The following is a 23,648-nucleotide window of genomic DNA, read 5'->3' as shown; positions in this document are numbered from 1 at the left end:
AGTGACCTTGAACCAAGGCCGATACAGGAGGTTATCTTGAAAATCAACTCTGGTCCACATGGTGGTGGCCGCAAGAGCTTCATGAGCTGGGTGGGCACCCTGGTTCTGGGTTCTTTGGTCACCTTGGGTTCAGCCTATGCCGCACCACCCGAGGCAGGTACTGAAATCGGCAACCAGGCGCTTGCGCGCTACATCGACTCCGGCGGAACGCAGCAGGAGTCCAAATCCAACAACGCCTTGACGGTTGTTCAGCAGGTCGGTGCGTTCACTTTGGTGGACAACAACACCAAATCGGCCTCCGCTGGCAATACGGTCTACATGCCTCACACCTTGACCAACACCGGCAACGGTTCGGACAAGTTCAAGCTGAGTGTGGCAGAGACTCTCGCGGGTGCTCCCCCCTTCACCAAGATCGCCATCTACGCTGATGCCAACGGCACCGGCTTGCCGTCCGGCACGGCGCTGTGTTCCACAGACATGACGCCGGCCTGTACCACGGGCTTCGACCAGACTGTGGCGGGCAATGGCGGCGTCTTCCGTTTTGTCGTGGCCTACTCGGTGCCTCCGACGGCCACCGGAACCTGGACCAGCAAGGCGACGGTCACTGCTGCGGCAGGGACCACTTCGCTTTATCCATCGAACAACCTCACCGTCACGAACCTCGACACGGTCAATCTGACCGACGGGACTGCGTTCTCCGTCACCAAATCGCTGAGCCTGCCGGGTGTCAAAGCCCCAGGTGGCGTCGATTGGCCTAAAGCCATCACAGGGGGTCCACCGTCCGCAGCAAGTTGTTCGACCACCTGGTCTGCGGCCTTGAGTTCCGCACCGGGTTGTACGTATGCGGTGTACACCATCGGCTTCACCAACACGGGTGCCAAAGATGGTGCGTTTTCCGTTCGGGACACCTTGCCGGCGGGCTTGACCTACGTGACCGGCTCTGGAGTCTGGAGCGGCAATGGCGGGGTTGCGCTCTCCGAAACGGCGACGACGGGCGCAGTTGTCTACAGCGTGACCGGCAGCACCGTGCGTGCCACGGTGGCCAAGGTTGCGGTCGGTCAGCAGGGCACTCTCAGCTTCGTGGTGTTGGTGAACAGCACGGCCAAGCCGGACGGCTCCAACACGGCCAACGTCGCCTACTATGGCTCGGGTGACTGCCCGACCGCAGGTTCCGCAGGTGACAGTTGCACCACCACGCCGACCAACAAGGTGCCGTTTTCGCCTTCGGTGATTTACGGTGTCGTGGCGGCCAGCACCGACGTCAGCCCGGTCAAGGACGCGAGCACGCCTCCGGCGATCTCGACCGCGCAGAACAACCTGGTCACACAACCTACCGTGACCCCCAACGGTTCGGTGCGTTTCAGCAACTACATCATCAACACCGGCAATGCGGTTGACTCGTTCAACATCAAGGCGGTGAGCGACCCGGCAAAAAGCCCCTATCCGGCGGGTACCCGGTTCGACCTGTTCAAGCCTGACGGGCTGACCCCCTTGCTGGACACCAACAACGACGGCGTTCCTGATACCGGTCCTTTGGACCCAGGAGCCAGTTATGTGGTGGTGGTCAAGGCCATCCTGCCTCCTGAGGCAGTCGTGGGCAGTGGCCCGTTCAACGTGCTGATCACGGCGACCTCCGCTGAAGGCGGCGCAAGTGTGCTGGACTCGGTCTGGGATCAGGTGGGCAAGGTCGTGCTGGTCGCGGGGGTCGATCTGACCAACACTGCTGCAGGTACTGGCTCGGGGCTGGTGGGCAACGGAGACCTCGGTGCCGGCCCCAGCCCGAATCCGACGATGACCCTCGGCACCACCCCAGGCGTACCGGTGGGCTTCCCCTTGTTCATCAAGAACACCGATTCGAAGGCCAACACCTACCAACTGAACGCCAGTTCCAGCGCTGCCTTCCCGGGTAGCCTGCCTGCGTCGTGGACGGTCACCTACTACGCTGCGGGAACCTCCTGCGTACCCACGCCGCCTGCCACCACCATGCCTGCCCAGTTGACTCAGCCTGTGGCTGTGGCGGCTGGCGCCCAATTGCAGGTGATGGCTTGCGTGACGCCTGCTACCACGGCTACCACGGATGTGGTTCAGCCGATCTACTTCCAGGCGGTTTCCACCACCGTGGCGTCGACCGGCTTCATCGTCAGCGACGTGCTGCAGGACGCGGTGGAGGTCAAGCCCGCCAAGTTCAAGAAGCTGCTGCTGACGTCCAGCCAGACCGGTCAGGTCGCCACTCCCGGTTCTGTGGTCTACCTGCACACCCTGAGCAACGTGGGCACACAGACTTGCGGCACGGGTGGCTTCAAGGTTGCCGTCGGCATGCCGACCAGCGATGTGTCGGCTGGCTGGAGCTACGCGCTGGCCTACATTGACGACGCCACCGGCACCACCACACCCATCGGCACCACGGGCACCGTTCCCCAACTGCTGGCGGGCAAGCAGTGGAAGATCCGCTTGACCATCACGGCGCCCGCAGGTGTCTCCGATGGCTATATCAACAACGCCACGCTGACCGTGACCGACAACCCCGCGCCCGGCGACGATTGCGGGACTGTCAGCAACGTGGACAGCACCACCGTGCAGACCGCCAAGCAATTGGTGGTGGTCAAGACCCAGGCGGCCGACTTGGCATGCACGGGTTCGGCCACCGTGTTCAGCACGGCCACCTTGACGCAAAAGCCGGGCACTTGCGTGATCTACCAGATCACTGCAACCAACTACGGCTCCACGTCCCTGAGCAATGTCGCCATCAACGACATGGTGCCGGCCTACACCGTCTGGGCGCCCAAGCAGCCAGCCAACCAGTGCACCAGCACCAATACGACGGGCACGGTCAGTCTGACGCACCAAGCGGGCACCACGGGTGTGATTTGCGGTAGCGCGACCACCATGGGCCCGGGTGGAACCATGACGCTGACCTTCGGTGTGCAGTTGAATCAGTAAGTGCACCTCCAGCCCTTCTCGCCGCTTGGCGCGAGGGGCTCCAAGCGGCGGGCCCATCAGGGCGCGCTCTGACCGGACAGGCCCCTGACCTGTCCCCCCATTTTGTGAAATCGCATCTTCTGAAGCCACCTGGGGTGGCTGGCAGGTGCGGTATCGCCCCCTTGTTGCAGCCGCGGCCCGGGTTCGCCCCGTCCCTGCTGCGCATCAGTCGGAATCACCTGCCATGTGGCGTTTGTTGAGCATCTTGTTTCGAGCGGTCTGTGTCCGTGGGACGCAGGCCCTGCTTCTGGCAGCGCTGCTGGCATGCAGTGCCTGGGCGGCCGTGGCGCCCCCGGGCTCCTTGATTCCCAACATCGCGGGGGTCTTGTTGTCCATTGACACGCTGCCCTTGCTCAAACCCTCCAACGTGGTGTATGCGCAAGTCCCCTTTGACACCGACCGCATCGGTGTGGCCAAACAGGCCAGCCAGCCCATCGTCAATCTGGATGCGACTGGCAGTCCGGACGGCACGGCCACGGTGTCCTTCACCCTGCGTGTGCGCAGTTACGCTCAGGACACGCTGTCCAAGGTCGAGCTGATCGATCAGATCGAAGGCAGTGGCGCAAGCCAACTGGGCAGCTACACAGCCAATGCTGTGCCGGGCGCCGGCCAATACACGGTGTTGCCCAACAGCCTGGTTCTGGTGTCGTCCACGGCACCCCTCAATGCGTCGTCGCTCAATCAAAGCTTCACTGGTCAAGCCGGTGCCAACTCCTTGCTGCAAGGTGATGTGAGCTTGCCGCGCGGGGCCGAGTTCTCCGTGCGCTTCGACGTGCGCTACAACCTCAGTGGCCGTCAGGGCATGCTTTACAACAGCGCCCGTGCCTGTGCGCAGACGGTGGGCCCCCCGCCCGCCACGGTGTGCGACGATTCGGTGGACGGCTTCAACCCTGACGCCAATGGCGATGGCGACCCGACGAATGATGGCTCGCCCACACCGGTTCCCACCCAACTTCCCGCCTTGGCGCTGCTCAAAAGTGTCAGCAGCCCGCGCCCCACGGCCACGCCGGGCGTCTACGAAGTGGACTACACCCTCAGTGTCAGCAACGTGGGCCGGGCGCCAGCCCCCGCCCTGCATTTGGTCGACAACCTGGACTGCACCTTCCTGACAGGGCAGTCTGAGGGCGCCGTGGCTTCGTGGCGCCTGCTTTCAGCGCCCCTGTCCAAAACGGGCGTGCTGACCCCGTCCACGTCCTACACCGGTCGCGGCGTGGGCGACTGTGGAAGCGCAGCGCCCTTGGATTTTCCGACTGCAAGCGCACTGGATCTGCTGAATGGTCTGCAGGGCTTGGCTCCCGGCCAGAGCGACGCGGTCAGCATGACGGTCGAAATCACCTTGAAGCCCGAGTTTGTGGCCACTGGTGCCGTGGTCAGCAACAAGGCCTGGGCCTGGACCGGAGGCAGTACTACAAAAGCCCAGTCCAGCCGCGCTGCTGGCGCCAATGTGCTGGCCTGGGCCTTCTCCAGCGTGGATCTGATTCTGCAGGCCGTCACGCCCAGCGTGAGCAGCTTCACCTTGCGCAAGGAGGGCTCGACGACCCAGGCTGAGATCGGTGATCAGCTCGACTACACCTTGGTGCTGCAGAACAACGGTGCCTCGCCCTTGAAGGCGGTGTCCGTGCGAGACCAGTTGCCGCCTGGGTTCACCTATGTGCCTGGATCGGCGCGCGCCGCACTGTTGTCGTCCGGTGCCGGGGCGCCTGATTGGGCCCCTCTGGCGGAGCCTGCGCGTGGCGCCGCCCTGGTCTTCAGTGCGCCAGGGCTTGAACTGGCGCCCCAGGGTCAATGGGCCGTGCGCTACCGGGTTCGCATTGGCGCCGGGGTGCCCAGCAACGGCGTGGCCATCAACCAGGCCCAGGCCACGGCCAATGGCAGCCTGTCCAACCTGGCCACCTGGCGTGTGCGCGTGAGCGGTGGCGTGTTTGCCGACGACGCCTTTGCCTTCGGCAAGGTCTTCCTGGACTGCAACCGTGATGGCCTCCAATCCGAGGGTGAACTGGGCATTCCGGGTGTGCGCCTGATGATCGAGGACGGCACCAGCGTGATCACCGACATCGAGGGCAAGTGGAGCCTTTACGGTCTGCGCCCGGTGACGCATGCGCTCAAGATCGACACCACCACCTTGCCCCGGGGCGCGCGACTGTCCGTGCTCTCCAACCGCCACGCCGGTGTGGGCGACAGCCAGTTTCTGGACCTCAAGAAGGGCGAATGGCACAAGGCCAATTTTGCGGTTGACAACTGCGAGGCCCCCGAACTGCTGGCCGAGGTCAAAGAGCGCCGCCGACTCATCGAAGCCCTGCCGACTCGGGAGGCCGAGGCCGGTGGCAGCCTGAGGGCCCGCCTGGATCCCAAAGCCCAACCCGCTCCCCGCGCCGAGCCCCGCGCCTTGCCGGCCAGTGGTGAATTTGGCAGCGACGGTGCGCTGCGCACCAACAGCGTTGCACCTCGTCCCTTGATCGACCTGCCTGGTGCCGGTTCGGGAGGGGCGGGGGCCGCATTGGCGACCCAGCAGGCACAGGCCTTTGTGTCGCCGTTCCCTGTCGAGGACGAGCGGGCCGTCGCGGGGGCGGCCATCCTTCCCGAGGAGGCCTCTGCCCCGACTGCAGCCAGCACCCAGCCTGTTGATCCAGGTTTGGAGGAGGCTTTGGCAGACCTCGACAACACGCTCGGCTTCATCGGCCTGAAAGAGGGGGAGGTGTTGCCAACTCGCCAGATCAACCTGCGCGTCAAGGGGGCCATGCAGGGGAGCATCCGCCTCAAGGTCAATGGCGAGGCCGTGCCGGACAGCCGCATTGGCAAGCGGGTGGCGCTGGAGTCCAAGGCATTGCGGGGCCTTGAGTTCGTGGCCGTCCAACTGAAGCCTGGGCGCAACCAACTCGAGGCGGAATGGCTTGATAACTTCGGCAATCCACGGGAGCGGGTCGTGATGGACGTCATCGCCCCTGGGCCCTTGGCACGACTGATGTTGACGGTGCCTGAAACGGCCCAGGCCGACGGCAAGACACCCATCAAGGTCCAGGTGCGTCTGGTGGATGCTGCAGGTGTGCCCGTGCAGGCCCGCACTGTGCTGAACCTGGACACCTCGGCGGGGCGCTGGAACGTCAAGGACCTGAACCCCGCAGAGCCCGGCATTCAGGTGGTGGTGGAAGGCGGGCAGGGCGATTTCGAGCTGTTGCCCCCCACGGCCCCCGGAGACGGCCGCATCAGCCTGAGCTCGAATCTGGTGGCGGCCAGTGCCCGCTTGGCCTACCTGCCAGACTTGCGTCCCCTGACGGGCATCGGCGTGGTCGAGGGGGTGATCGACCTCAGCGGCCGCGGTGCGATCAACCTGGGTGGCTCGGCCCGAGGGGCCTTCGAATCCGAGCTCAACAGCTTCTCCACCCAGTCGGGCGACCTGAATGCTGCGGCGCGCACGGCCTTCTTCTTCAAGGGCGCCATTCGTGGCGACTACCTGCTGACCACGGCTTATGACTCGGACAAGCAGAAGAACGTGCAGATGTTCCGTGACATCCAGCCCGATCAGTTCTATCCGGTGTACGGTGACTCCTCGGTCAAGACCTTTGATGCCCAAAGCGTGGGCAAGCTGTATGTGCGCATCGACAAGAACCGATCCTTCCTGCTCTACGGTGATTTCGTCACGGCATCGTCGCCCGAGGTGCGACAGCTCAGCCAGATCAACCGGGCCGTCAGCGGTGTGCGCCACCATTTCGAGGATGGCACCACACGGGTTGATTCCTATGCCAGCCGCGACACCCTGACGCAGCAGATCCAGGAGTTCCCGGCCAACGGCACCTCGGGCCCCTTCAGCCTGCCGGGCCTGGGTGACATGGTGGCCAACAGCGAATCGGTGGAGGTGCTGGTGCGCGACCGCAGCCAGCCTCAGACCGTGCTCAAGACCACGGCGCTGACCCGCTTCGTCGACTACACGATCGAGCCCATCAGCAAGACCTTGTTGCTCAAGGCGCCGGTGAGCTCGCTCGACCCCGATCTGAATCCGCAGTCCATCCGCGTCAGCTACACCGTCGATGCCGGAGGCACGCCATTCTGGGTGGCTGGTGTGGACGCCCAGCGCAAGGTCAACGACAACTTGCAATTGGGCGCGGTGGCTGGCCTGGACAACAACCCCAATGGGGGGCGCAAGCTCGTTGCCGCCACGGCGCTGGCCCGGGTGGGCGACAAGGCCACCGTGTCCGCCGAACTGGTGCAGACCGAGTCCGACCTCAAAGGCAGCGGCAACGCCGCCCGCCTGGAGCTGCGCCGCGACGATGAGCAGACCCGGCTGCAGGTCCAGTTGACCAAGACCAGTGAATTCTTCGACAACCCCAACGCCACCACGGCCCCAGGCCAGACCTTGGGCAACCTCAAGCTCGAGCACAGCCTCAGCCCCAGCACCAAGCTGCGTGCCGAGGCGCTCTACAGCGCCAGCGATGTGGCCGGCGCCGCCGCCAATATGCGGGGTGCGGCGGTCAGCGTTCAGGAACGCCTCAGTGACATGCTGGTGGGTGAAGTCGGCCTGCGCACCGGCCAACAGTCGGGTCAGGGTGCAGGGTCATTCAACTACGGCACGGTCTCGTCGGCCAATGGGCCCTCGATGTCTCAGACGGGTGTCTCCGCCAGCAATCTGGGCTTCACCAGCGTGCGGGGCCGCCTGACCAGCAAAGTGCCCGACGTGCCGGAGGCTGAGGTGTTTGTGGAGGCCGAGCAAGGCCTCAACGAGGCGCAGCGCCGGGCCCTCTCGGTGGGGGGCAACTACCGCCTCACTGAAAAGACACGCGTCTATGGGCGCTATGCGCTGATCTCCAGCCTGTACAACAGCCCTTACGATGCCAACTCCACGCAGCAGAACAATGTGGGGCTGATCGGCTTTGAAAGCCAGTACAGCGAGGGTGGGCGTCTGTTCAACGAGTACCGCATGGTGGACACCATCGATGGACGTGGTGCGCAGGCCGCCATGGGGCTGCGCCAGACCCTCAAGCTGACGGAGCATTTGCGTGGCACGGGCGGGATAGAGCACACCGGTGCCTTGGGCGGTGTGGCCGGACAGGCGTCCACCGCCTTGACGGGCGGGCTGGATTACGCGCTCGACGACACCTTGCGCGCCACCGGTACCTTGGAGCTGCGTCAGAGCACCGACTCGAACGGCCTGCTCAACACCTTGGGCGTGGCCCTCAAGATAGACCGCGACTGGAGTCTGCTGGCGCGCTCCATCATCAGCGACACACGCAGCCGAACCACGGCAGGCATCAGCACGCTGTTGCAGCGCCAGCAGATCGGCTTTGCGTACCGACCGGTAGAACAGGATGAGTGGAATGCCATCGCCCGCTATGAACATCGCCTGCAGCGCACGGACAGTGGCACGGCCTCTTTGATGGTGCCCGGCGTGACCGACCTGGCCGCCCACATCATCAGCGCCCAGGCCAACTGGCAGGCCAACCGGTCCTTGCTGGCCAGTGCCCGCTATGCGATCAAGTGGGGCACCTTGCGCTCGGATGCTGTGCGCAGCAGCGCGCTGACCCAGCTGGTGATGGGCCGGGTCACCTACGACATCACCTCTGAATGGGACATCGGGGCCCAGGCCGGCCTGGCCATCACCCGCGGCGGATCACGCGAACTGGTGCTGGGCGCCGAAGGGGGCTATCAGCTCATGCCCAACCTGTGGATGTCTGCGGGTTACAACTTCCGCGGTTTGAAAGATCCCGATTTGGGGGGGTCTTCTTTCACCAGCAAGGGGCCTTATATGCGCATGCGCTTCAAGTTTGATGAAAACACGTTGGCGCCGCGCACCAACGGCCAGGGGCTCACGCCGTGATGTCTGCGTCGCATGAGTCGAATGGGTGCTGCGGTGGAGCGCTGACGGTTGTGGAGCGGTCTGTCCATGGCCTGCACGGGGTCCACAGTCGCACGCCTTGGCGGCGGTCCTCCGTGGAGTGTTTCGGAGTTGATTCACGGGCTGAAGTTCAGGCGCCCGCTCCTACCAATGAAGGGCGTTGATCAAGTCGTTTGAGAAGGAGTGTTTGATGACCCGTAGGTTTTGCAGACTCCTGCTTCTGCTGGCAGGTTTGTGTTTGAGTCCACTTTCTGCTTGGGCGGCCAAGCCCTTGGTGACAATGACCTTGATCGGACAAGGTGGCAATACCTTGAGCGCCAGCTTCAACAATCCTGCTGGCAGTGGGGCTCTCACGGGTGGCACCACGGGTGGTGCCGGGTGGGTCAATACCAGTTTGACGACCGGGGTTGCGACCGGTGGTACCGTGGGCGTGCCGGCAAGCAGTCAGACCAGCTCGGCGCCTCAGTCGTTGGTCATTGGACTGGGCGCTCGAATTGCAATCACCTCCACGTCGCAAATCCTGGGGGGAACTTGTGCCGTGACAGACCCCCTTGGCCAACCTGCCTTGGGCTCGGCCATCTTCAATCCGGCCAACAACAGCTTTGTGCTGGACAACCTTGCCACTGACGCTGACCGCGTGATCAATTGTTCCCTGATTGTCGGGAAACAAGCCACCATGGCCTGGAACATCACCATGTCACCCAACGATGGGGTGGCGTATGTCTTCGCGACGACGGCAGGGCCTGCCAGCCCGAACGGCCTGACCAGCATGGCACCCACCCGTGTCGGCCCCAATGGCTACACCTCGGGCTACACCACGCTCACCAAGCTCTACACCGATACCCAAATGGGGGGGTACAACGGATGGGGCAGTTATGGCGGGGCCAGCGGTATGTTTGTGGGCGGCAGTTTTGTCAGCAGTTGGTCGATCACGGACGTGGTTTGCAGCGACAGCGCAGCCAGCGTCAGCGGCAACCCCACAGGCAACTGGAGTGTGCCCTTCACCTGGCCCCAGGCCAATTTCACGGTGGCATCCAGTTACATCAAACCCGGGGCCCAGATTCTGTGCAAGATGATTTACGGCAAGCCCGGTCTGAGCCTGCGCAAGACCAACCCGCCCCAATTGGTGCCTGGAGTGACGGCCAGCTACACCCTGGGCGTGGCCACCTCGGCCATACCTACCTTGATGGACCCGGTGCTCACCGTGGTGGACCAACTGCCTCCCAATGTCGAGTATGTGGGGGCCCGGCCGGTGGTCGGTGGGGGCTTTTCCGACAGCCAATGTGCTGCATCGGGCAGCTTGGGGAGCGGCTTGTTGCTGAACTGTCAGCTCACCCGGCTGCCCCCGGTGCCGTATGGCGGCATCATGTCTTTTGAAATCTTGGTTCGACCCACGGCGGCTGCCAACGGCCTGTCGCTGCGCAACGTGGCTGTCACCAACCCCACCGGGTCCGGTCCTGCGCTCAACCCAGCCTCTTGCATCGGTGATGGCAATCCCCAGGGCTGTGCGGTCACCGGCACCCTACCGGTTGGCGGGCGAAGCCTGGGGTTGACCGTCACGGGCAACCAGCCTGGCACCTACACCTTCAGCGGCAACAACGGCTGGGTCTCACAAGCCCTCAAGATCACCACGGCCGGCACGCCGGTGGTGGGTGAGGCCCAGGCCTTGTCGGCTGCGGCCATCACCACACTCAACATGAGCAGCAGTGTCAGTGGGCAGACCATCACCGCCGTCAGCTGCACGGGGCTGAACGCAGGCAGTGTCAGCTTCAGCAGCACCAGTCTGAGCCTGGACGCCAAGGCCACGGCCTTGGGCAATGCAGTCAGCTGCAGCGTCACGCTCGGCAGTGCACTGAGCCTGAGCCTGAACAAGATCAGCGTGGGTGGGGTGGGCAGCTTCAGCTTTGCCGGCAACAATGGCTGGACCTCCCAGACGCTGGTGACCACCACAGCGGGCACCCCGGTCAGCGGAGCCCCCCAGAGCCTCACACAGACCGGTGTCGCCACCCGCATCACCGAGACCGCGCCCGCAGGCTGGAACCTGGCCCAGGTGAGCTGTGTGGACCAGAACGCGGCCACCTCGGGCAACCCGGCCAGCGTGATACAGCCACCCATCACAGCGGGCAACAGCTTTGAGCTGCCGGCCAGCGTGATGCGCAGTGGCGCCGCCCTGGTGTGCACGGTCACCAACAGCTATGGGGGCTACACCCTCAGCGGCCAGGTGCTGCTGGACAACGGCAGTGGTGCTGCTGCAGGCGGTGTGGCCCATGACGGAGTACAAAACGGCAGCGAGATCGGCCACGCAGGCGTGACCGTGCAACTGAGCGACTGTGCCAAGACCGTGTATGGAAGCGCCATCACCGATGGCAGCGGGCTGTTTGCCCTGAGCACCAGCGCAGCTCCGGCGGGCCCGGTGTGCCTGACGCAGACCCTGCCGCCGGGCTATGCGAGCGTCAGCTACCAGTTGGGCAACACCGCCGGCATCTACAACCCGGTCACCCAGACGTTGCGCTTCACACTGACGGTCAACACCAGCTACAGCGGCGTGCTGTTCGGTGAGGTGCCCATGAGCCAGTTGCTGGGCGAGGGCGCCCAGCAACTCGTCTCAGGGCAAAGCGCGCTCTATGCCCATCACTATGTGGCCGGCACCTCGGCCAGTGTGGTGTTCAGCAGCAGCGAGCAACCCAGCAGCAGTGCGGACAACTGGAGCAGCTTGGTCTACAGCGACAGCAATTGCAATGGACGGCTCGACGCCGGTGAGGCCTTGCTGGCAGGGGCGGTCAGCGTGCAGGCGGGCCAGCAGCTTTGTTTGCTGCTCAAGGTCAACAGCCCAGCCGGGCTGGGGGTGGGGGCGCGCAATGTGAGCACCTTGCAGGCCCAGGAGACCTACCAGCCAGCGCCCGCCTGGGGGGCGCAGGTGAACCGGCTCAGTCGATTGGATATCAGCACCATCGGCAGCGCCCAGGGCGGCACGCTGAGCCTGCTCAAGCAGGTGCGCCGTGTGGCCACGTGCCCCAGCACGGCCGCTGACACCCAGCCCTTTGCGACAGCCAACCAGGCCCAGCCAGGCCAGTATGTCGAATACCAACTGGTGTACAGCAACAACTCTGCGGGGCCACTCACGGCCATTCGCCTGTCTGATTCGGTACCGGCCTACACGGTGTACCGCTCGGCGGCCTGTGGGACGGTGCCCTCGGGCCTGCTGAGCTGCAACCTGGTGCGCCAACCCTCAGTAGGAGGCTCAGGCGCGCTGCAATGGGACATGACCGATGCGCCGGCCAGCGCGCCCGCTTCAGGCCTGCAGCCGGGGGGCAGCGGGTCGGTGGTGTTCTGTGTGCAAATCCAGAACTGAAAGCCTGAGGGGCCCCTCAGGAGGGCGGCCCAAACGACGAACCGTGGCGCCGGCGTGTTGTGTTTGCCTGGGGCTTGTCTGACCGGTGGCGTTCGGGCGTTGAAGGGCGTCTTCAAGGGCCTTGCAATTGCAACTGACCACCGAGTCGGCGCAGTTCATTCAAGGCGTTGGCAAACTCACCCGCTTCGATCAGGGAGGTCACCCCTTTGAAGCCATGGGCGTTGGGGTGTTCGTGCAGCAGGTGGGCAATGGGTTGGGCCAGGCTGGCTGCATGGCTGTCGTGTTCGGACAGCAGGGTTTCGAGCTCGGCCCACAAGGGGCCCACGAGCTTGCGCAGTGCCTGGCTGAGTGGGCTTCGGCCGGCCCCTGCGATGGCGGGGGGGCGATCCGGGCCACTGGGGCGGCCCCAGCGAGCCACCTTGCTCAACAACAACACGGGATCAATCGGTTTGCTCAGGTGGTCATTCATGCCGGCCTGCAGGCAGGCCTCCTTGTCACTGGGCAACACGCTGGAGGTCATGGCCACGATGGGCAGGTCGGCAAAGCGGGGCTCGGCTCGCAGTCGGCGGGTGGCTTCCAGTCCATCCATCCTGGGCATCTTCCAATCCATCAGCACCAGGTCGAAGGCGGCCTGATGCAATTGATCCAAGGCCTCCTGGCCGTCTGCTGCCACGCTCACCTGGGCGCCTGCCTCGGTCAGCAGGCTGGCGGCCAGTTCCTGGTTCAGGTCGTTGTCCTCCACCAGAAGCACGCGCAGCCCCGCCAAGGGCCGACGCAGCGCGGCAGCCGTCGGCGCGGTCGATTTCAGTGGTGCCGGCACCGTTGTGCGCTGCAGGTGATTCAAGGCCTGCTGCAGCGCATCGAGCACCGATCGAGGGCTGATCGGCTTCTCGAGCACGGCATCAAGCCTGACGTCGTGCGCCTGTGCCAGCAGGTCATCGCGACTGTGAGCCGTGACCATGATGACCGAGAGGGCCTGCCCGGCATCGGCCCACTTCTGCATGCGGCGCACGGTTTCCAGTCCATCCATATCGGACATCTGCCAGTCCATCAGCACCAGTTGGTAGGGCTGGCCCTGGGTTTGGGCGTGCTGCAGTTCGGCCAAGGCCTGTGCTCCATCGGACACCGTTGTCAGCTGCGGGTGCATGGCGCCCACGATGCTGGCCAGCACCTCCCGGGAGCCGGGGTCGTCGTCCACGATCAGAACCCGCAAGTCCTGCATGCGGGGCAGTGGGTTGAAACATGCGTTGGCAGCCGCTTGCACCCCCAGCCGGCAGGTGAAGATGAAGCGGGTGCCTTGTCCAGGCTCGCTTTCCACCCACACCCGTCCGTGCATGCTCTCGACGAGGTGGCGGGAGATCGCCAGTCCCAGCCCGGTGCCTAGGGGGGAGCGGGCAGGCGCCGGGTCAAACTGGATCAGCGCCGAAAAAAGGCCGGCAATCTGCTCGGGCGTCAGGCCCAGGCTGGTGTCCCTCACTTCAAAGCGCAGCAGCGCCTGGGACTCGTTCTGGTCCAGGCAATCGACCCGGATGATGATTTCTCCCTCTTCGGTGAACTTCAGAGCGCTGCCCACCAGGTTCAGCAGGACCTGACCCAGGCGCGCCTGATCACCGACCAGGACGGACGGAACCTCGGACGCGATCTCGACGCGCAGGCCCAGGCCTTTTTCGTCCGCCTCCAGCACGGTCTGGCTGGTGAGTGCGTCCAGCGTCTCGCACAGCACAAAGGGGCGGTTCTCGAACGTGAGTTTGCCGCTTTCGATCTTGGCGTAGTCCAGCACATCGTTGATCAGCCGCATCAGGCTCTGCGAGGCGGCCACCACGCGGTTCAGGTGATGGCGGGCCCGCTCGGGCAAGTCAGTGCGCAGGGCCAGGCCAGTCATGCCGATGATGACGTTCATGGGGGTGCGGATTTCGTGGCTCATGCCGGCCAGAAAGTCGTCACGACTCTGGTGGGCCGCTTCGGCGGCCGCCACGGCATCGCGCAAGGCCTTTTCGGCCTGCAATTGCTCGGTGACATCGATACCGAATGAGATCTCCGCCACATCACCGTCTTCCAGGTGCATGGCGTCCTGCGGCAAAGGCTCGGTGAAGCGCCAGATGATGCGCCGGCGCGCGCCACTGAGGTGGGTGATGTCGTAAGTGCGTGCCTGTGCCGCGTTGCGTTGATCGGAGCCGAGGTCGTCCAGGCGCAGTTCGGGGTTCAGACGGGCCTGGATGGCCGACCAATCCTGCCCCAGCACCTCTTTGCGCTGGTAACCACTGGCGCGCGCTGCAGCTTCATTGAAGAGCGTGATGCGGCCTTGTGGATCGACCCCCACCACAATCAGGTCGGCCGATTCAATCAACTTTTCCAGCAACTCGCGCGCGTGGCGCGATCGGGCTTCGGATTTTCCCAAGGCCTCCATCTGATGCTGCAGCGTTGCCGCCATGGCATACAAGGCGGTCAGCAACTGCCCCGGTTCATCGCGGTAGCCCTGGCATTCGGTGGCGGGCTGCCAGTCGCCGGCGGCCACACGCTGCGCCACCTCCACCGCCTTGGCCAGCGGGCCGGCAATGCTGCGCCGAATCAGGTGGGCCAGGCCGATGGCTGCCAGCAGCGACAGCAGCAGCACCCCCAGCAGCCACAGGGTTTCCGATGTGACGCGCTGAGCCACCCAGTCCTCCTCTCGGGCGCTGTGGGCTTCGGCCGCCGGGATGGTCAGGTCCACCGCAAGCCGGTGCTGCTCGTACAGGGTGTTGAGTTTCTCAAGAGAGCGTTTTTGCGCCTCAGGATGGCGGCTTTCCAGGCTGGGCAGGTAGTGTTGCCACACCTCGTCAAAGAAGGCCTCGGCGGCGATGTTCAAGTTGTCCAGCATCGTGCTGGGCAAACCCAGTTCTGGAAGCCGTTCTTCCCAGTGGGCGTGCCGCTGCCGGTATTGTGTTTCCAGGTAGCGCAGGCGCTGCACCAGGTCGGGTGAGGGGCTGGAGTCTGCTGCACGGTCCAGTTGCAAACATAGCAAATACGACTCGACAATATAAAGCGGCGGCGGTAACAGATCCGATACCAGGTCTTTTGATTCTCCGATGCGGTGAAAAACTTCGCCCCCGACCTTGATTTCATGCAGCGTCTTGAACGACCAGAGTCCAAAAATGGAAAAACTGATTGTGAACATGGCAATCAGCAGGTACAGGCGTCGAGACAAATTCAAAGACCGAAGCATGAAAGGTTTCCGTTCTGGGTGGAGAAGGTCTTGAATACAGGGCTCGGAGCGGGGTACCGTCAATAAAGCGCTCGATCCTCTATAGGTTTTGATTATTTGTCAACGGGTTTTCCAGTCACTTGCAGGCGTGTGCTTCTGCCCCTTTTTCACCCTATTGTGCGTATGTTCCGGATATTCGAAATGACGAACTGTTAATTTGTGCAAGTTCGAATGCGTTTTATCAACAGTTCAAAAGCCAGGGTTTCACATTCGGAAATGAGATATTTGCGGTCCAGTCGAATTGAACCGGCCTGATTGATCGAATGGAGAACAAATATGGCAATGCTGATTTTGGGGCGAGCGAAGATGACGGCCTGACATTCAGGCGCTTGGCGCCGGGCACTGAGGTTTTGGCGCGTCGTCGCGACAGTGCCTTGCATCGGGGGGCTGCCTTTGTGGGGCCCTGACGGCACGGCCCGGGAATCCACCCGGGGATTTCAGTGCGCCACACCCAGGCGCTGTTGCAGCAAGGTGCTGGTGGTGGTGTATTGCAGGCGCACCGGCTGCTCCGGGTGCACCAGGGCCACGGCGGCAAAGGCGGCCAGAGTGGCCTCATGAAAGCCGCACAGGATCAGCTTGCGCTTGCCCGGGTAGTGGTTGATGTCGCCCACGGCAAACAACCCGGCCTCGGCGGTGCTGAAGGTGGCCGGATCAACTGGCACCAGCTTGCGTTCCATGGCCAGGCCCCACTGGGCCAAAGGGCCCAGGCGGGGCGACAGGCCCAGATAGGCCTGCAGGCTGTCCAGGGGCAGGGTGTGCTCGGTGTCGTCGTCGGTGGCGATCTGCAGCCCTGTCAGGCGTTCGCCCTGGGGCGTGGCGTGGGTCTGGACGCCGATGGGTTGGCCCAATTGCACGCGCAGCAGCCCGGTTTGGCGCAGCTGATGCAATTCATTCAGCAGGGCGGGCTCGGCTTCAAAGGCATCTTTGCGATGCAACAGCGTCACCTGGCGCGGGGCTGGGCCCGCAGACTTCAAAGCGGCGGCCAGCGTGATCGCCGCCTGTACCGCCGAAGCATCTCCGCCGGTCACCACCACTTTTTGCCCGGCCAGTGCGGCGGCATCGGGTGACTGGTTGTAGTGCACCTGGCTGCCTTCAAAGGCCGACAGGCCATCCACCCTCAGGGTGCGGGGCACAAAGGCGCCCACGCCTGCGGCAATGAAGACCGTGCGCGCCATGAAGCGTTGACCGGCGGTGGTCTCAGCCAGCCAGCGGCCATCGGCCTGGCGTTGCAGGTGGCTGACTTCCTGGCCGAAATGAAAGCCCGGTGCAAAAGGGCGCACCTGGGCCAGCAATTGCGCCGCGAGTTCACGCCCGGTACAGCGTGGGATGCCCGGGACGTCGTAAATCGGCTTGTCGGGGTAAAGCGCCACGCACTGCCCCCCCGCCTCGTGCAGGGTGTCCACGACATGGGCGCGCAAACCCTGCAGGCCCAGCTGGAAGGCCTGAAACAGCCCCACAGGGCCCGCACCGATCACCAGGGCATCGGTTTCGATGGGGAGGGCAGGGCTCATGGGCTGTGGTGGATCGGTGGGGCAGGTGCCCCGCCAGATCAGCGAATCAGTTCAGCCAGCTTGCCGGGCTTGTTGTTCCAGGCGTCGGCGTCGGGCAGGGCCGGCTTGCGCTTGGTGATGCTCTTCCAGCCATCGGCCTGGGCCAGTTCGGCGTTGAGCTTGATGAAGGCGAGTTGGTCCGAAGGGGTGTCTTCTTCGGCAAAGATGGCGTTGGCCGGGCACTCAGGGATGCAGACGGCGCAGTCGATGCACTCGTCCGGGTCGATGACGAGCATGTTCGGGCCTTCGCGGAAGCAGTCCACGGGGCACACATCCACGCAATCGGTGAATTTGCACTTGATGCAGTTTTCGGTAACGACGTGAGTCATGAGGGGCTCTGTTCGGTGGTGGGCATCCCGGATGCTGCCGCCAATCGGCTCAGCATTCGGAAAAACCCTGGATTTTAGGGACTTTCGCAAGCCCTGCCGGCCTGTGGGGCCCACAGGCCGGTTTCAGGGGCTGTTTTTTTGCTTCGGATCAGGCGTTGACCAGCACGGCCGCAGCGGTTTTGTTGCTCGCGGTGTCCACCAGGATCAACGAACCCAGCGCCCGGGCCTGGGCAAAGGGCAGGGTGGCCACGGCCTCCTGCAGCGCCAATTCGATGTGCCCGATGCTGTTGGGGGGCAACTCGGTGGCGTCTTCCTCAGCCAGGGTGTTGATGTCGAGCTTGTGCACGATGCGGCTGACCTTGGCCTTGACCCAGCGGTGGCCATGCAGCGCCCAGTAGACGCGGCCGGGCACCAGCGGTTCGTCATCCAGCCACGACACGGTGGCCTTCAGGCTGCGCTGGGCTTCGATCTGACCCGGGGCCAGCAACCAGTCGCCACGCGACACATCGACCTCGCGGTCCAGCACGATGCCCGCGCTGTGGCCGGCCTCGATGTCGCTCGGGCGGCGGGCGTGGTCCAGCACCTGGGCCACGGTGGCGCTCTGCCCGCTGGGCAGCACAGTGATGGCCTGGCCGGGCTTCACGCTGCCGGCGGCCACGCGGCCCCAGAACACGCGGCGGCCCTGGCTGGTGTCAGATGAAGACGAGAACTTCTCCACCCACTGCACCGGAAAGGCAAAGGGTTGTTCGACATCGGCGTGGGTGACGGGCAATTGCTCCAGCAACTGCAGCAGGCTTTGGCCCTGGTAGCCGCACCAGCCGGGCTGGGCGTCCACCACGTTCCAGCCCTTGAGGGCCGACACCGGGATGGTGGCGCGCACGGCAATGCCGGCGGCCGAGGCAAACTTGCTCAGGGCGGCGCTGATGTGCTGGTAGGCCAGCGTGGGGTCTTCCACCGCGTCGAGCTTGTTGACGGCAAACACCAGCGAGGTGACCCGCAGCAGGTTCACCAGCAGCGAGTGGCGGCGCGTCTGCACCAGCAGTTCGAGATCGGGGTTCTTCCAGTCCAGCTTGGTGGCATCGACCAGCACCACGGCGGCATCGGCGCTGCTGGCCGCGGTCACCATGTTGCGGGTGTACTGCTCATGGCCCGGCGCGTCGCCGATGATGAACTTGCGGCTTTCAGTGGCGAAGTAGCGGTAGGCCACGTCGATGGTGATGCCTTGCTCGCGCTCGGCCGACAGCCCGTCGGTCAGCAGGGCCAGGTCGGTCTCGCCCTGGCGCTGCACGCCGGCCAGGTGGTCTTGCAGCACGGCCTTGCTGTCCACCAGCAGGCGCCCGATCAGGGTGCTCTTGCCGTCGTCCACCGAACCGCAGGTGATGAAGCGCAGGGCGGCGCGCAGCTCGGTACTGTTGGCCGGGGCGGTGGGGTTCAATTCAGTCGTGCTCATCAGAAGTAACCGTCCTTCTTGCGTTTTTCCATCGAGGCGTCAGAGGTCTTGTCGTCCATGCGGGTGGCGCCGCGTTCGCTCACATCGGCGGCCAGGGTTTCGATCACGATGTCGGCCGGGGTGGCCGCCGTGCTCTCCACCGGGCAGGTGCAGGTGATGTCGCCCACGGTGCGGAAGCGCACGTCGCGCAGCTGCACCTCTTCGCCGTCCTTGGCGGGGGTCAGTTCGGTCACCGGCACCAGCAGACCGCGGCGGTCCACCACCGGGCGCTGGTGGGTGTAGTACAGCGAGGGCAGGGCGATCTGCTCGCGGTCGATGTACTGCCACACGTCCAGTTCGGTCCAGTTGCTGATCGGGAACACCCGGAAGTGCTCACCCGGGGCCAGACGGGTGTTGAACAGGGTCCACAGCTCAGGGCGCTGGGCCTTGGGCTGCCATTGGCCGAAGCTGTCGCGGTGCGAGAAGATGCGCTCCTTGGCGCGGGCTTTCTCCTCATCACGGCGCGCGCCGCCGATCAGGGCGTCGAAGCGGAACTCTTCAATGGCCTCCAGCAACGTGACCGACTGGTGCACATTGCGCGACTCGCCCGGGTGGGCCAGGCGAACGGTGCCGCGCTTCATCGAGTCTTCCACGTTGCGCACGATCAGCTCGGCGCCCAGTTCCTTGGCCCGGAAATCGCGGAAATCCGTCACTTCGGGGAAGTTGTGGCCGGTGTCGATCATCAGCAGCGGGTAGGGGATGCGGCCGACGCCAAAGGCCTTTTCGGCGCATTTGAGCATCACCAGCGAATCCTTGCCGCCCGAGAACAGCAGGGCGGGGCGTTCGAAGGCGGCGGCCACCTCGCGCAGGATGAAGATGGTCTCTTCTTCGAGCGCATCCAGGTGGGCGTTGCTGAGGTGGCTGAGGTTCTGGGTGCCGTTGGCGGTCATGTTCTGAGGCTCAAGCAATTGGGGATCGGTTCGGGTGTTCATGCGCTCACCGGGCGGATGGGGATGATGCTGGAGGCCGGCGCATCGTCCTCTTTGGCAACGTGCAAGCCGCATTCCTTGGCCGACTCGTTCTCCCACCACCAGCGCCCAGAGCGGAAGTCCTCGCCCAGGGTGACAGCACGGGTGCAGGGGGCGCAGCCGATGCTCGGAAAGAACTGGTCGTGCAGCGGGTTGTAGGGCACGGCGTTCAGTTCGATGAAGCGCCACACATCGCCCAGCGTCCAGTTGGCCAGCGGGTTGACCTTGGCACGCTCACCGCTGGTGTCGATGTCGGGCACCTCGGCGCGGGCGTTCGACTGCTCGCGGCGCAGGCCGGTAATCCAGGCTTTCTTGCCCTCCAGGGCCTGGGCCAGGGGCACCATCTTGCGGATGTCGCAGCAGGCCTTGCGCAGTTCGATGCTTTTGTACATCGCGTCTTCGCCGTTGGTGGCCACAAAGGCCTCGGCAGCGGCGTTGTCAGGACGGTAGACGTCGAGGGTGTTGCCGTAGCGGGCCTCGATCTGGCCGATCAGGGCCAGGGTTTCGGCATGCAGCTTGCCGGTGTCCAGCACGAAGACGCTCACGCCTTCGGCCTTCAGCACGCCGGCCTGGTGCAGCAGCTCGGTGATCACCATGTCTTCCACCCCCAGGCTGGAGGCCTGGGTGATGGGCGTGTACTCGGCCACGGCGCGCTGCAGCAGCGCGATGCTGGCCTGCACCTTGGCCTCGAAGTCTTTCGAGGCGGTGTGGGCGTAGAGGGAAATGGCACTCATGGTCGCGGGGGGGCTTTGTTTTGAGGGGTGTGAATGCCGGGGGGGCTCAGGCGGCCTGGCGCGCGAACAGCGGGCGGGTGTTCACCGCGTCGGCCTGGTAGAAGCCCGAGAAGCGGTCGAACTGGCGCTGGGCGTCGGCGATGTCCACGCCGGCGCGCAACACGGCCACGTCAAAGCCGCTGCGGCTCATCTGCACCAGCTGGTCGATCAGCACGTCGCCGGTGGCGCGGATTTCACCGCTGAAACCCAGGCGACGGCGCAGCAGGTAGGCCTGGCTGTAGGCGCGGCCGTCGGTGAACTTCGGAAAGTTCAGGTCGACGCGGGTCACGCCTTCCAGCGACAGGGTTTGCGGATCGACGGTGTTGTCCAGCACCAGCACGCCGGCCTGGCCTTCAGCGCTGGTATGGTCTTTGGCTTCGATGATCTTCATGGTCTGAATCGGTGGTGTTGGAGCTCAGGCGGCCACGGGGGCGTGGGCCGGTACGGCGCGGGCGGCGTTGGCGGCCGCCTTGAACGGGTCATGGCCCACGCGGCGCAGCGTGGCGATGAAAGTTTCGCCATTGGCGCGCAGGTCGCGGTAGGTGTTGAGAACGGCCTCGATCACCTCCGGCACTTCGGCCGCCGAGAACGAGGGGCCCACCACCTTGCCGGGCACGGCCGCACCGCTCAGCTCGGAGCCGTCCGAGCCGCCCAGGGTCACCTGGTACCACTCCTTGCCGTCCTTGTCGACGCCCAGGATGCCGATGTGACCGGTGTGGTGGTGGCCGCAGGAGTTGATACAGCCGCTGATGTGCAGGTCGATCTCACCGAGGTCGTCGAGCTCGTCCAGGTCCTGGTAGCGCTCGGTGATGGCTTCGGCCACCGGGATCGAGCGGGCGTTGGCCAGGGCGCAGAAGTCGCCGCCTGGGCAGGCGATCATGTCGGTCAGCAGGTGCACATTGGGGCTGGCAAAGCCGGCCGCGCGGGCGGCGGTGTAAAGCGCATGCAGTTCGCTGGCCGAGACCCAGGGCAGCAGCACGTTCTGGTCGTGCGTGACGCGGGCCTCGCCGGCGCTGAAGCGGTCCACCAGACCGGCCAGGGTGTCGAGCTGGTCGGCGTCGGCGTCGCCGGGGGCCTGCGCACGGCGCTTGAACGACAGCGTCACGGCGCGCAGCGCCGGGTTCTTGTGCGGGGCCACGTTGCGCGCCAACCAACGGGCAAACAGCGGGTCGGCATCGGCGGCGTGGCGCAGCTGGCTGTCCACGGCTTCGGCGCTCACCACCGGGCGGTCGGCCAGGCTGGGGGGCACGAAGGAGGCGGCCACGCGGTCGTATTCGGCCTGAGGGATGGTGTGGGCGCCACCGTCGTGCTCGACGATGGCCTTGAACTCGGCTTCCACGTCATCGAAATAGCGCTGGCCTTCGGCCTTCACCAGAATCTTGATGCGCGCCTTGTACATGTTGTCGCGGCGGCCGTAGCGGTTGTAGACCCGCACCACGGCTTCGAGGTAGTTCATGATCTGGTTCCAGGGCAGGAACTCGCGGATCACGGTGCCCGGGATCGGGGTGCGGCCCATGCCGCCACCCACCAGCACGCGAAAACCGATCTCACCGGCATCGTTCTTGATCACATGCAGGCCCACGTCGTGCCAGGCCGTGGCGGCGCGGTCTTCGCTGGCGCCGATGATGGCGATCTTGAACTTGCGCGGCAGGAAGGCGAACTCGGGGTGCAGCGTGCTCCACTGGCGCAGGATCTCGGCGAAGGCGCGCGGATCGGCCACTTCGTCCACTGCAATGCCGGCGCGCTCGTCGCTGGTGATGTTGCGGATGCAATTGCCGCTGGTCTGGATGCCGTGCATGTTCACGCTGGCCAGCAGGTCCATCACGTCGGCCGACTTGGCCAGCGGGATCCAGTTGAACTGGACGTTCTGACGCGTGGTGAAGTGGGCGTAGTGCGTGGGCAACTTGGCCGAACCCAGGGCCCCCTGGATCTTCAGGGCCTCGGCATACACATCGGCTTCGGGTTCGTCGTACTCGCGGGCAATCTTGGCCAGCACGCGCAACTGGGCGCTGGAGAGTTCGCCATAGGGCACGGCCACGCGCAGCATGGGGGCGTAGCGCTGGACGTACCAGCCGTTTTGCAGGCGCAAGGGGCGGAACTCGTCGTCGGCCAGCTTGCCGGCCTGCCAGCGTTCGAGCTGGTCACGGTGCTGGGCAGCGCGCAGCTGGACGAACTGCTTGTCGAAGTCGGTGTATTGGTACATCGTGGGTTAACTTCTTGGTTTTCAGAGGGCAATCAGTTTGCTGCCGGCATAGGCCAGCAGCAGCGAGAGAACGGAGCGGATGAAACGCTCAGGCAATTTGTGGTTCAGGTGTGAGCCGATCCAGATGCCGGGGATGGACCCCGCCAACAGCTTGGCCAGCAGCAGCCAGTCGACCGTGCCCAGGCCCGCATGGCCCAGACCGGCCACCAGGGTCAGCGGCACCGCGTGGGCGATGTCGGCAGCCACGATGCGCTGCAAGGGCAGCGCCGGGTAGACCAGCATCAGCACCAGCACACCGATGGCGCCGGCGCCAACGGACGTCAATGTTACCAAGCAGCCGATGACCGCGCCGAACAGCACGGGCAAGGCCGGGTGCAGCGGCCGGGCCGGATCTTTCAATTGAGGCCCCGAGGCATGGCTGCCCTGGGTCTTGCCGAACAAGGCCTTGTACAGGGTGGCCACCGCCGTCAGCAGCAGGGCGGCGCCCAGCGTGCTGGTCATGGCGTGCTGCACGGCCGGGCTGGTGGCACCGAAATGGTCCAGCAGGTACAGCGTGATCAGCGAGGCCGGCACGCTGCCGTAGGCCATGTGCAGCACCACCGGCCAGTCGATGGTGCGGCTGCGCGCCAGCTTGACCGAGCCGCTGAACTTGGTGCCGGCCGCAAACAGCAGATCGGTGCCGATGGCCAGGTGCGGCTTCATGCCGAAGAAAAAAATCAGGATCGGGGTCATCAGTGAGCCGCCGCCCACCCCGGTCAGGCCCACGACCAGACCCACCACCAACCCCGCCACGATGAACGCCAATTCTTGCATGGGGCGGTATTGTGCGGAGGGCCCTTATGGGGACAAACGATTTTTTAGTTCGCGCTTTATGCGGATAAGCTTATGCGCCTTGTTTCATGCGGCCTGGCGGGCGATTGGAGGCCGAATCCGGATA

12 protein-coding genes are annotated in these 23,648 nt (G+C 64.7%); 3 read left to right on the top strand and 9 right to left on the bottom strand.

Going from position 1 to position 23,648, the window contains the following annotated elements:
- Positions 1-36 precede the first annotated feature (36 nt).
- The 3 genes from L880_RS0109005 to L880_RS0108995 all read left to right on the top strand — a co-directional run bounded on the left by L880_RS0109005 (position 37) and on the right by L880_RS0108995 (position 12,158).
- A complete protein-coding gene (locus tag L880_RS0109005) occupies positions 37-2,940 on the top strand; it encodes a hypothetical protein (protein WP_157462738.1) in 2,904 nt (967 codons plus the stop codon).
- 223 nt (positions 2,941-3,163) lie between these two features.
- Complete coding sequence (locus tag L880_RS32060) at positions 3,164-8,788, top strand: DUF11 domain-containing protein (protein ID WP_051443191.1); 5,625 nt, start codon at positions 3,164-3,166, stop codon at positions 8,786-8,788.
- A gap of 556 nt (positions 8,789-9,344) precedes the next feature.
- Complete coding sequence (locus L880_RS0108995; protein WP_157462737.1) at positions 9,345-12,158, top strand: prealbumin-like fold domain-containing protein; 2,814 nt, start codon at positions 9,345-9,347, stop codon at positions 12,156-12,158.
- Between the two features lie 112 nt (positions 12,159-12,270).
- On the opposite strand, the gene L880_RS34350 is transcribed toward L880_RS0108995, so the two are convergent.
- The 9 genes from L880_RS34350 to L880_RS0108950 all read right to left on the bottom strand — a co-directional run bounded on the left by L880_RS34350 (position 12,271) and on the right by L880_RS0108950 (position 23,524).
- Positions 12,271-15,159, bottom strand: a complete 2,889-nt coding sequence (locus L880_RS34350; protein WP_169737741.1) for a hybrid sensor histidine kinase/response regulator — start codon at positions 15,157-15,159, stop codon at positions 12,271-12,273.
- A 677-nt stretch (positions 15,160-15,836) separates the two neighbouring features.
- Positions 15,837-16,910: an NAD(P)/FAD-dependent oxidoreductase gene (locus L880_RS0108985; protein ID WP_027475401.1), complete on the bottom strand. Its 1,074-nt coding sequence runs from the start codon at positions 16,908-16,910 to the stop codon at positions 15,837-15,839.
- 38 nt (positions 16,911-16,948) lie between these two features.
- Entirely contained in the window at positions 16,949-17,278 is a 330-nt protein-coding gene (fdxA, locus tag L880_RS0108980) for a ferredoxin FdxA (protein ID WP_027475400.1), read from the bottom strand.
- Positions 17,279-17,426: 148 nt separating this feature from the next.
- On the bottom strand, positions 17,427-18,728 hold the full coding sequence (locus L880_RS0108975; RefSeq protein ID WP_027475399.1) for a sulfate adenylyltransferase subunit 1: 1,302 nt from the start codon (positions 18,726-18,728) through the stop codon (positions 17,427-17,429).
- The gene (gene cysD / locus L880_RS0108970) at positions 18,728-19,699 is read right to left on the bottom strand and encodes a sulfate adenylyltransferase subunit CysD (protein ID WP_027475398.1); all 972 of its coding nucleotides are present in this window, start codon (positions 19,697-19,699) and stop codon (positions 18,728-18,730) included. The genes L880_RS0108975 and cysD overlap by 1 nt, the downstream gene beginning before the upstream one ends.
- Entirely contained in the window at positions 19,696-20,469 is a 774-nt protein-coding gene (locus L880_RS0108965) for a phosphoadenylyl-sulfate reductase (RefSeq protein WP_027475397.1), read from the bottom strand. Before L880_RS0108965 ends, cysD begins: the two co-directional genes overlap by 4 nt.
- A 46-nt stretch (positions 20,470-20,515) precedes the next feature.
- Positions 20,516-20,899, bottom strand: coding sequence for a DUF934 domain-containing protein (locus L880_RS0108960; RefSeq protein WP_027475396.1), 384 nt, complete (start codon positions 20,897-20,899; stop codon positions 20,516-20,518).
- A 24-nt stretch (positions 20,900-20,923) separates the two neighbouring features.
- Positions 20,924-22,711, bottom strand: a complete 1,788-nt coding sequence (locus L880_RS0108955; RefSeq protein ID WP_027475395.1) for a nitrite/sulfite reductase — start codon at positions 22,709-22,711, stop codon at positions 20,924-20,926.
- Positions 22,712-22,732: 21 nt separating this feature from the next.
- Positions 22,733-23,524, bottom strand: coding sequence for a sulfite exporter TauE/SafE family protein (locus L880_RS0108950; RefSeq protein WP_027475394.1), 792 nt, complete (start codon positions 23,522-23,524; stop codon positions 22,733-22,735).
- Between the last annotated feature and the right edge of the window lie 124 nt (positions 23,525-23,648).

The sequence above is a fragment of the Curvibacter gracilis ATCC BAA-807 genome (genome assembly GCF_000518645.1).
Taxonomy (GTDB): Bacteria; Pseudomonadota; Gammaproteobacteria; order Burkholderiales; family Burkholderiaceae_C; genus Curvibacter; species Curvibacter gracilis.
The sequence above is the reverse complement of the archived record's forward strand: the minus strand, read 5'-3'. Positions and strand labels throughout refer to the sequence as shown.

What these genes read in the sequence shown, in the direction of transcription:
- L880_RS32060 (WP_051443191.1), top strand. Translation starts at nt 3,164, where the DNA reads ATGTGGCGTTTGTTGAGCATCTTGTTTCGAGCGGTCTGTGTCCGTGGG.
- L880_RS0108985 (WP_027475401.1), bottom strand. Translation starts at nt 16,910, where the DNA reads ATGAGCCCTGCCCTCCCCATCGAAACCGATGCCCTGGTGATCGGTGCG.
- fdxA (WP_027475400.1), bottom strand. Translation starts at nt 17,278, where the DNA reads ATGACTCACGTCGTTACCGAAAACTGCATCAAGTGCAAATTCACCGAT.
- L880_RS0108975 (WP_027475399.1), bottom strand. Translation starts at nt 18,728, where the DNA reads ATGAGCACGACTGAATTGAACCCCACCGCCCCGGCCAACAGTACCGAG.
- cysD (WP_027475398.1), bottom strand. Translation starts at nt 19,699, where the DNA reads ATGAACACCCGAACCGATCCCCAATTGCTTGAGCCTCAGAACATGACC.
- L880_RS0108965 (WP_027475397.1), bottom strand. Translation starts at nt 20,469, where the DNA reads ATGAGTGCCATTTCCCTCTACGCCCACACCGCCTCGAAAGACTTCGAG.
- L880_RS0108960 (WP_027475396.1), bottom strand. Translation starts at nt 20,899, where the DNA reads ATGAAGATCATCGAAGCCAAAGACCATACCAGCGCTGAAGGCCAGGCC.
- L880_RS0108955 (WP_027475395.1), bottom strand. Translation starts at nt 22,711, where the DNA reads ATGTACCAATACACCGACTTCGACAAGCAGTTCGTCCAGCTGCGCGCT.
- L880_RS0108950 (WP_027475394.1), bottom strand. Translation starts at nt 23,524, where the DNA reads ATGCAAGAATTGGCGTTCATCGTGGCGGGGTTGGTGGTGGGTCTGGTC.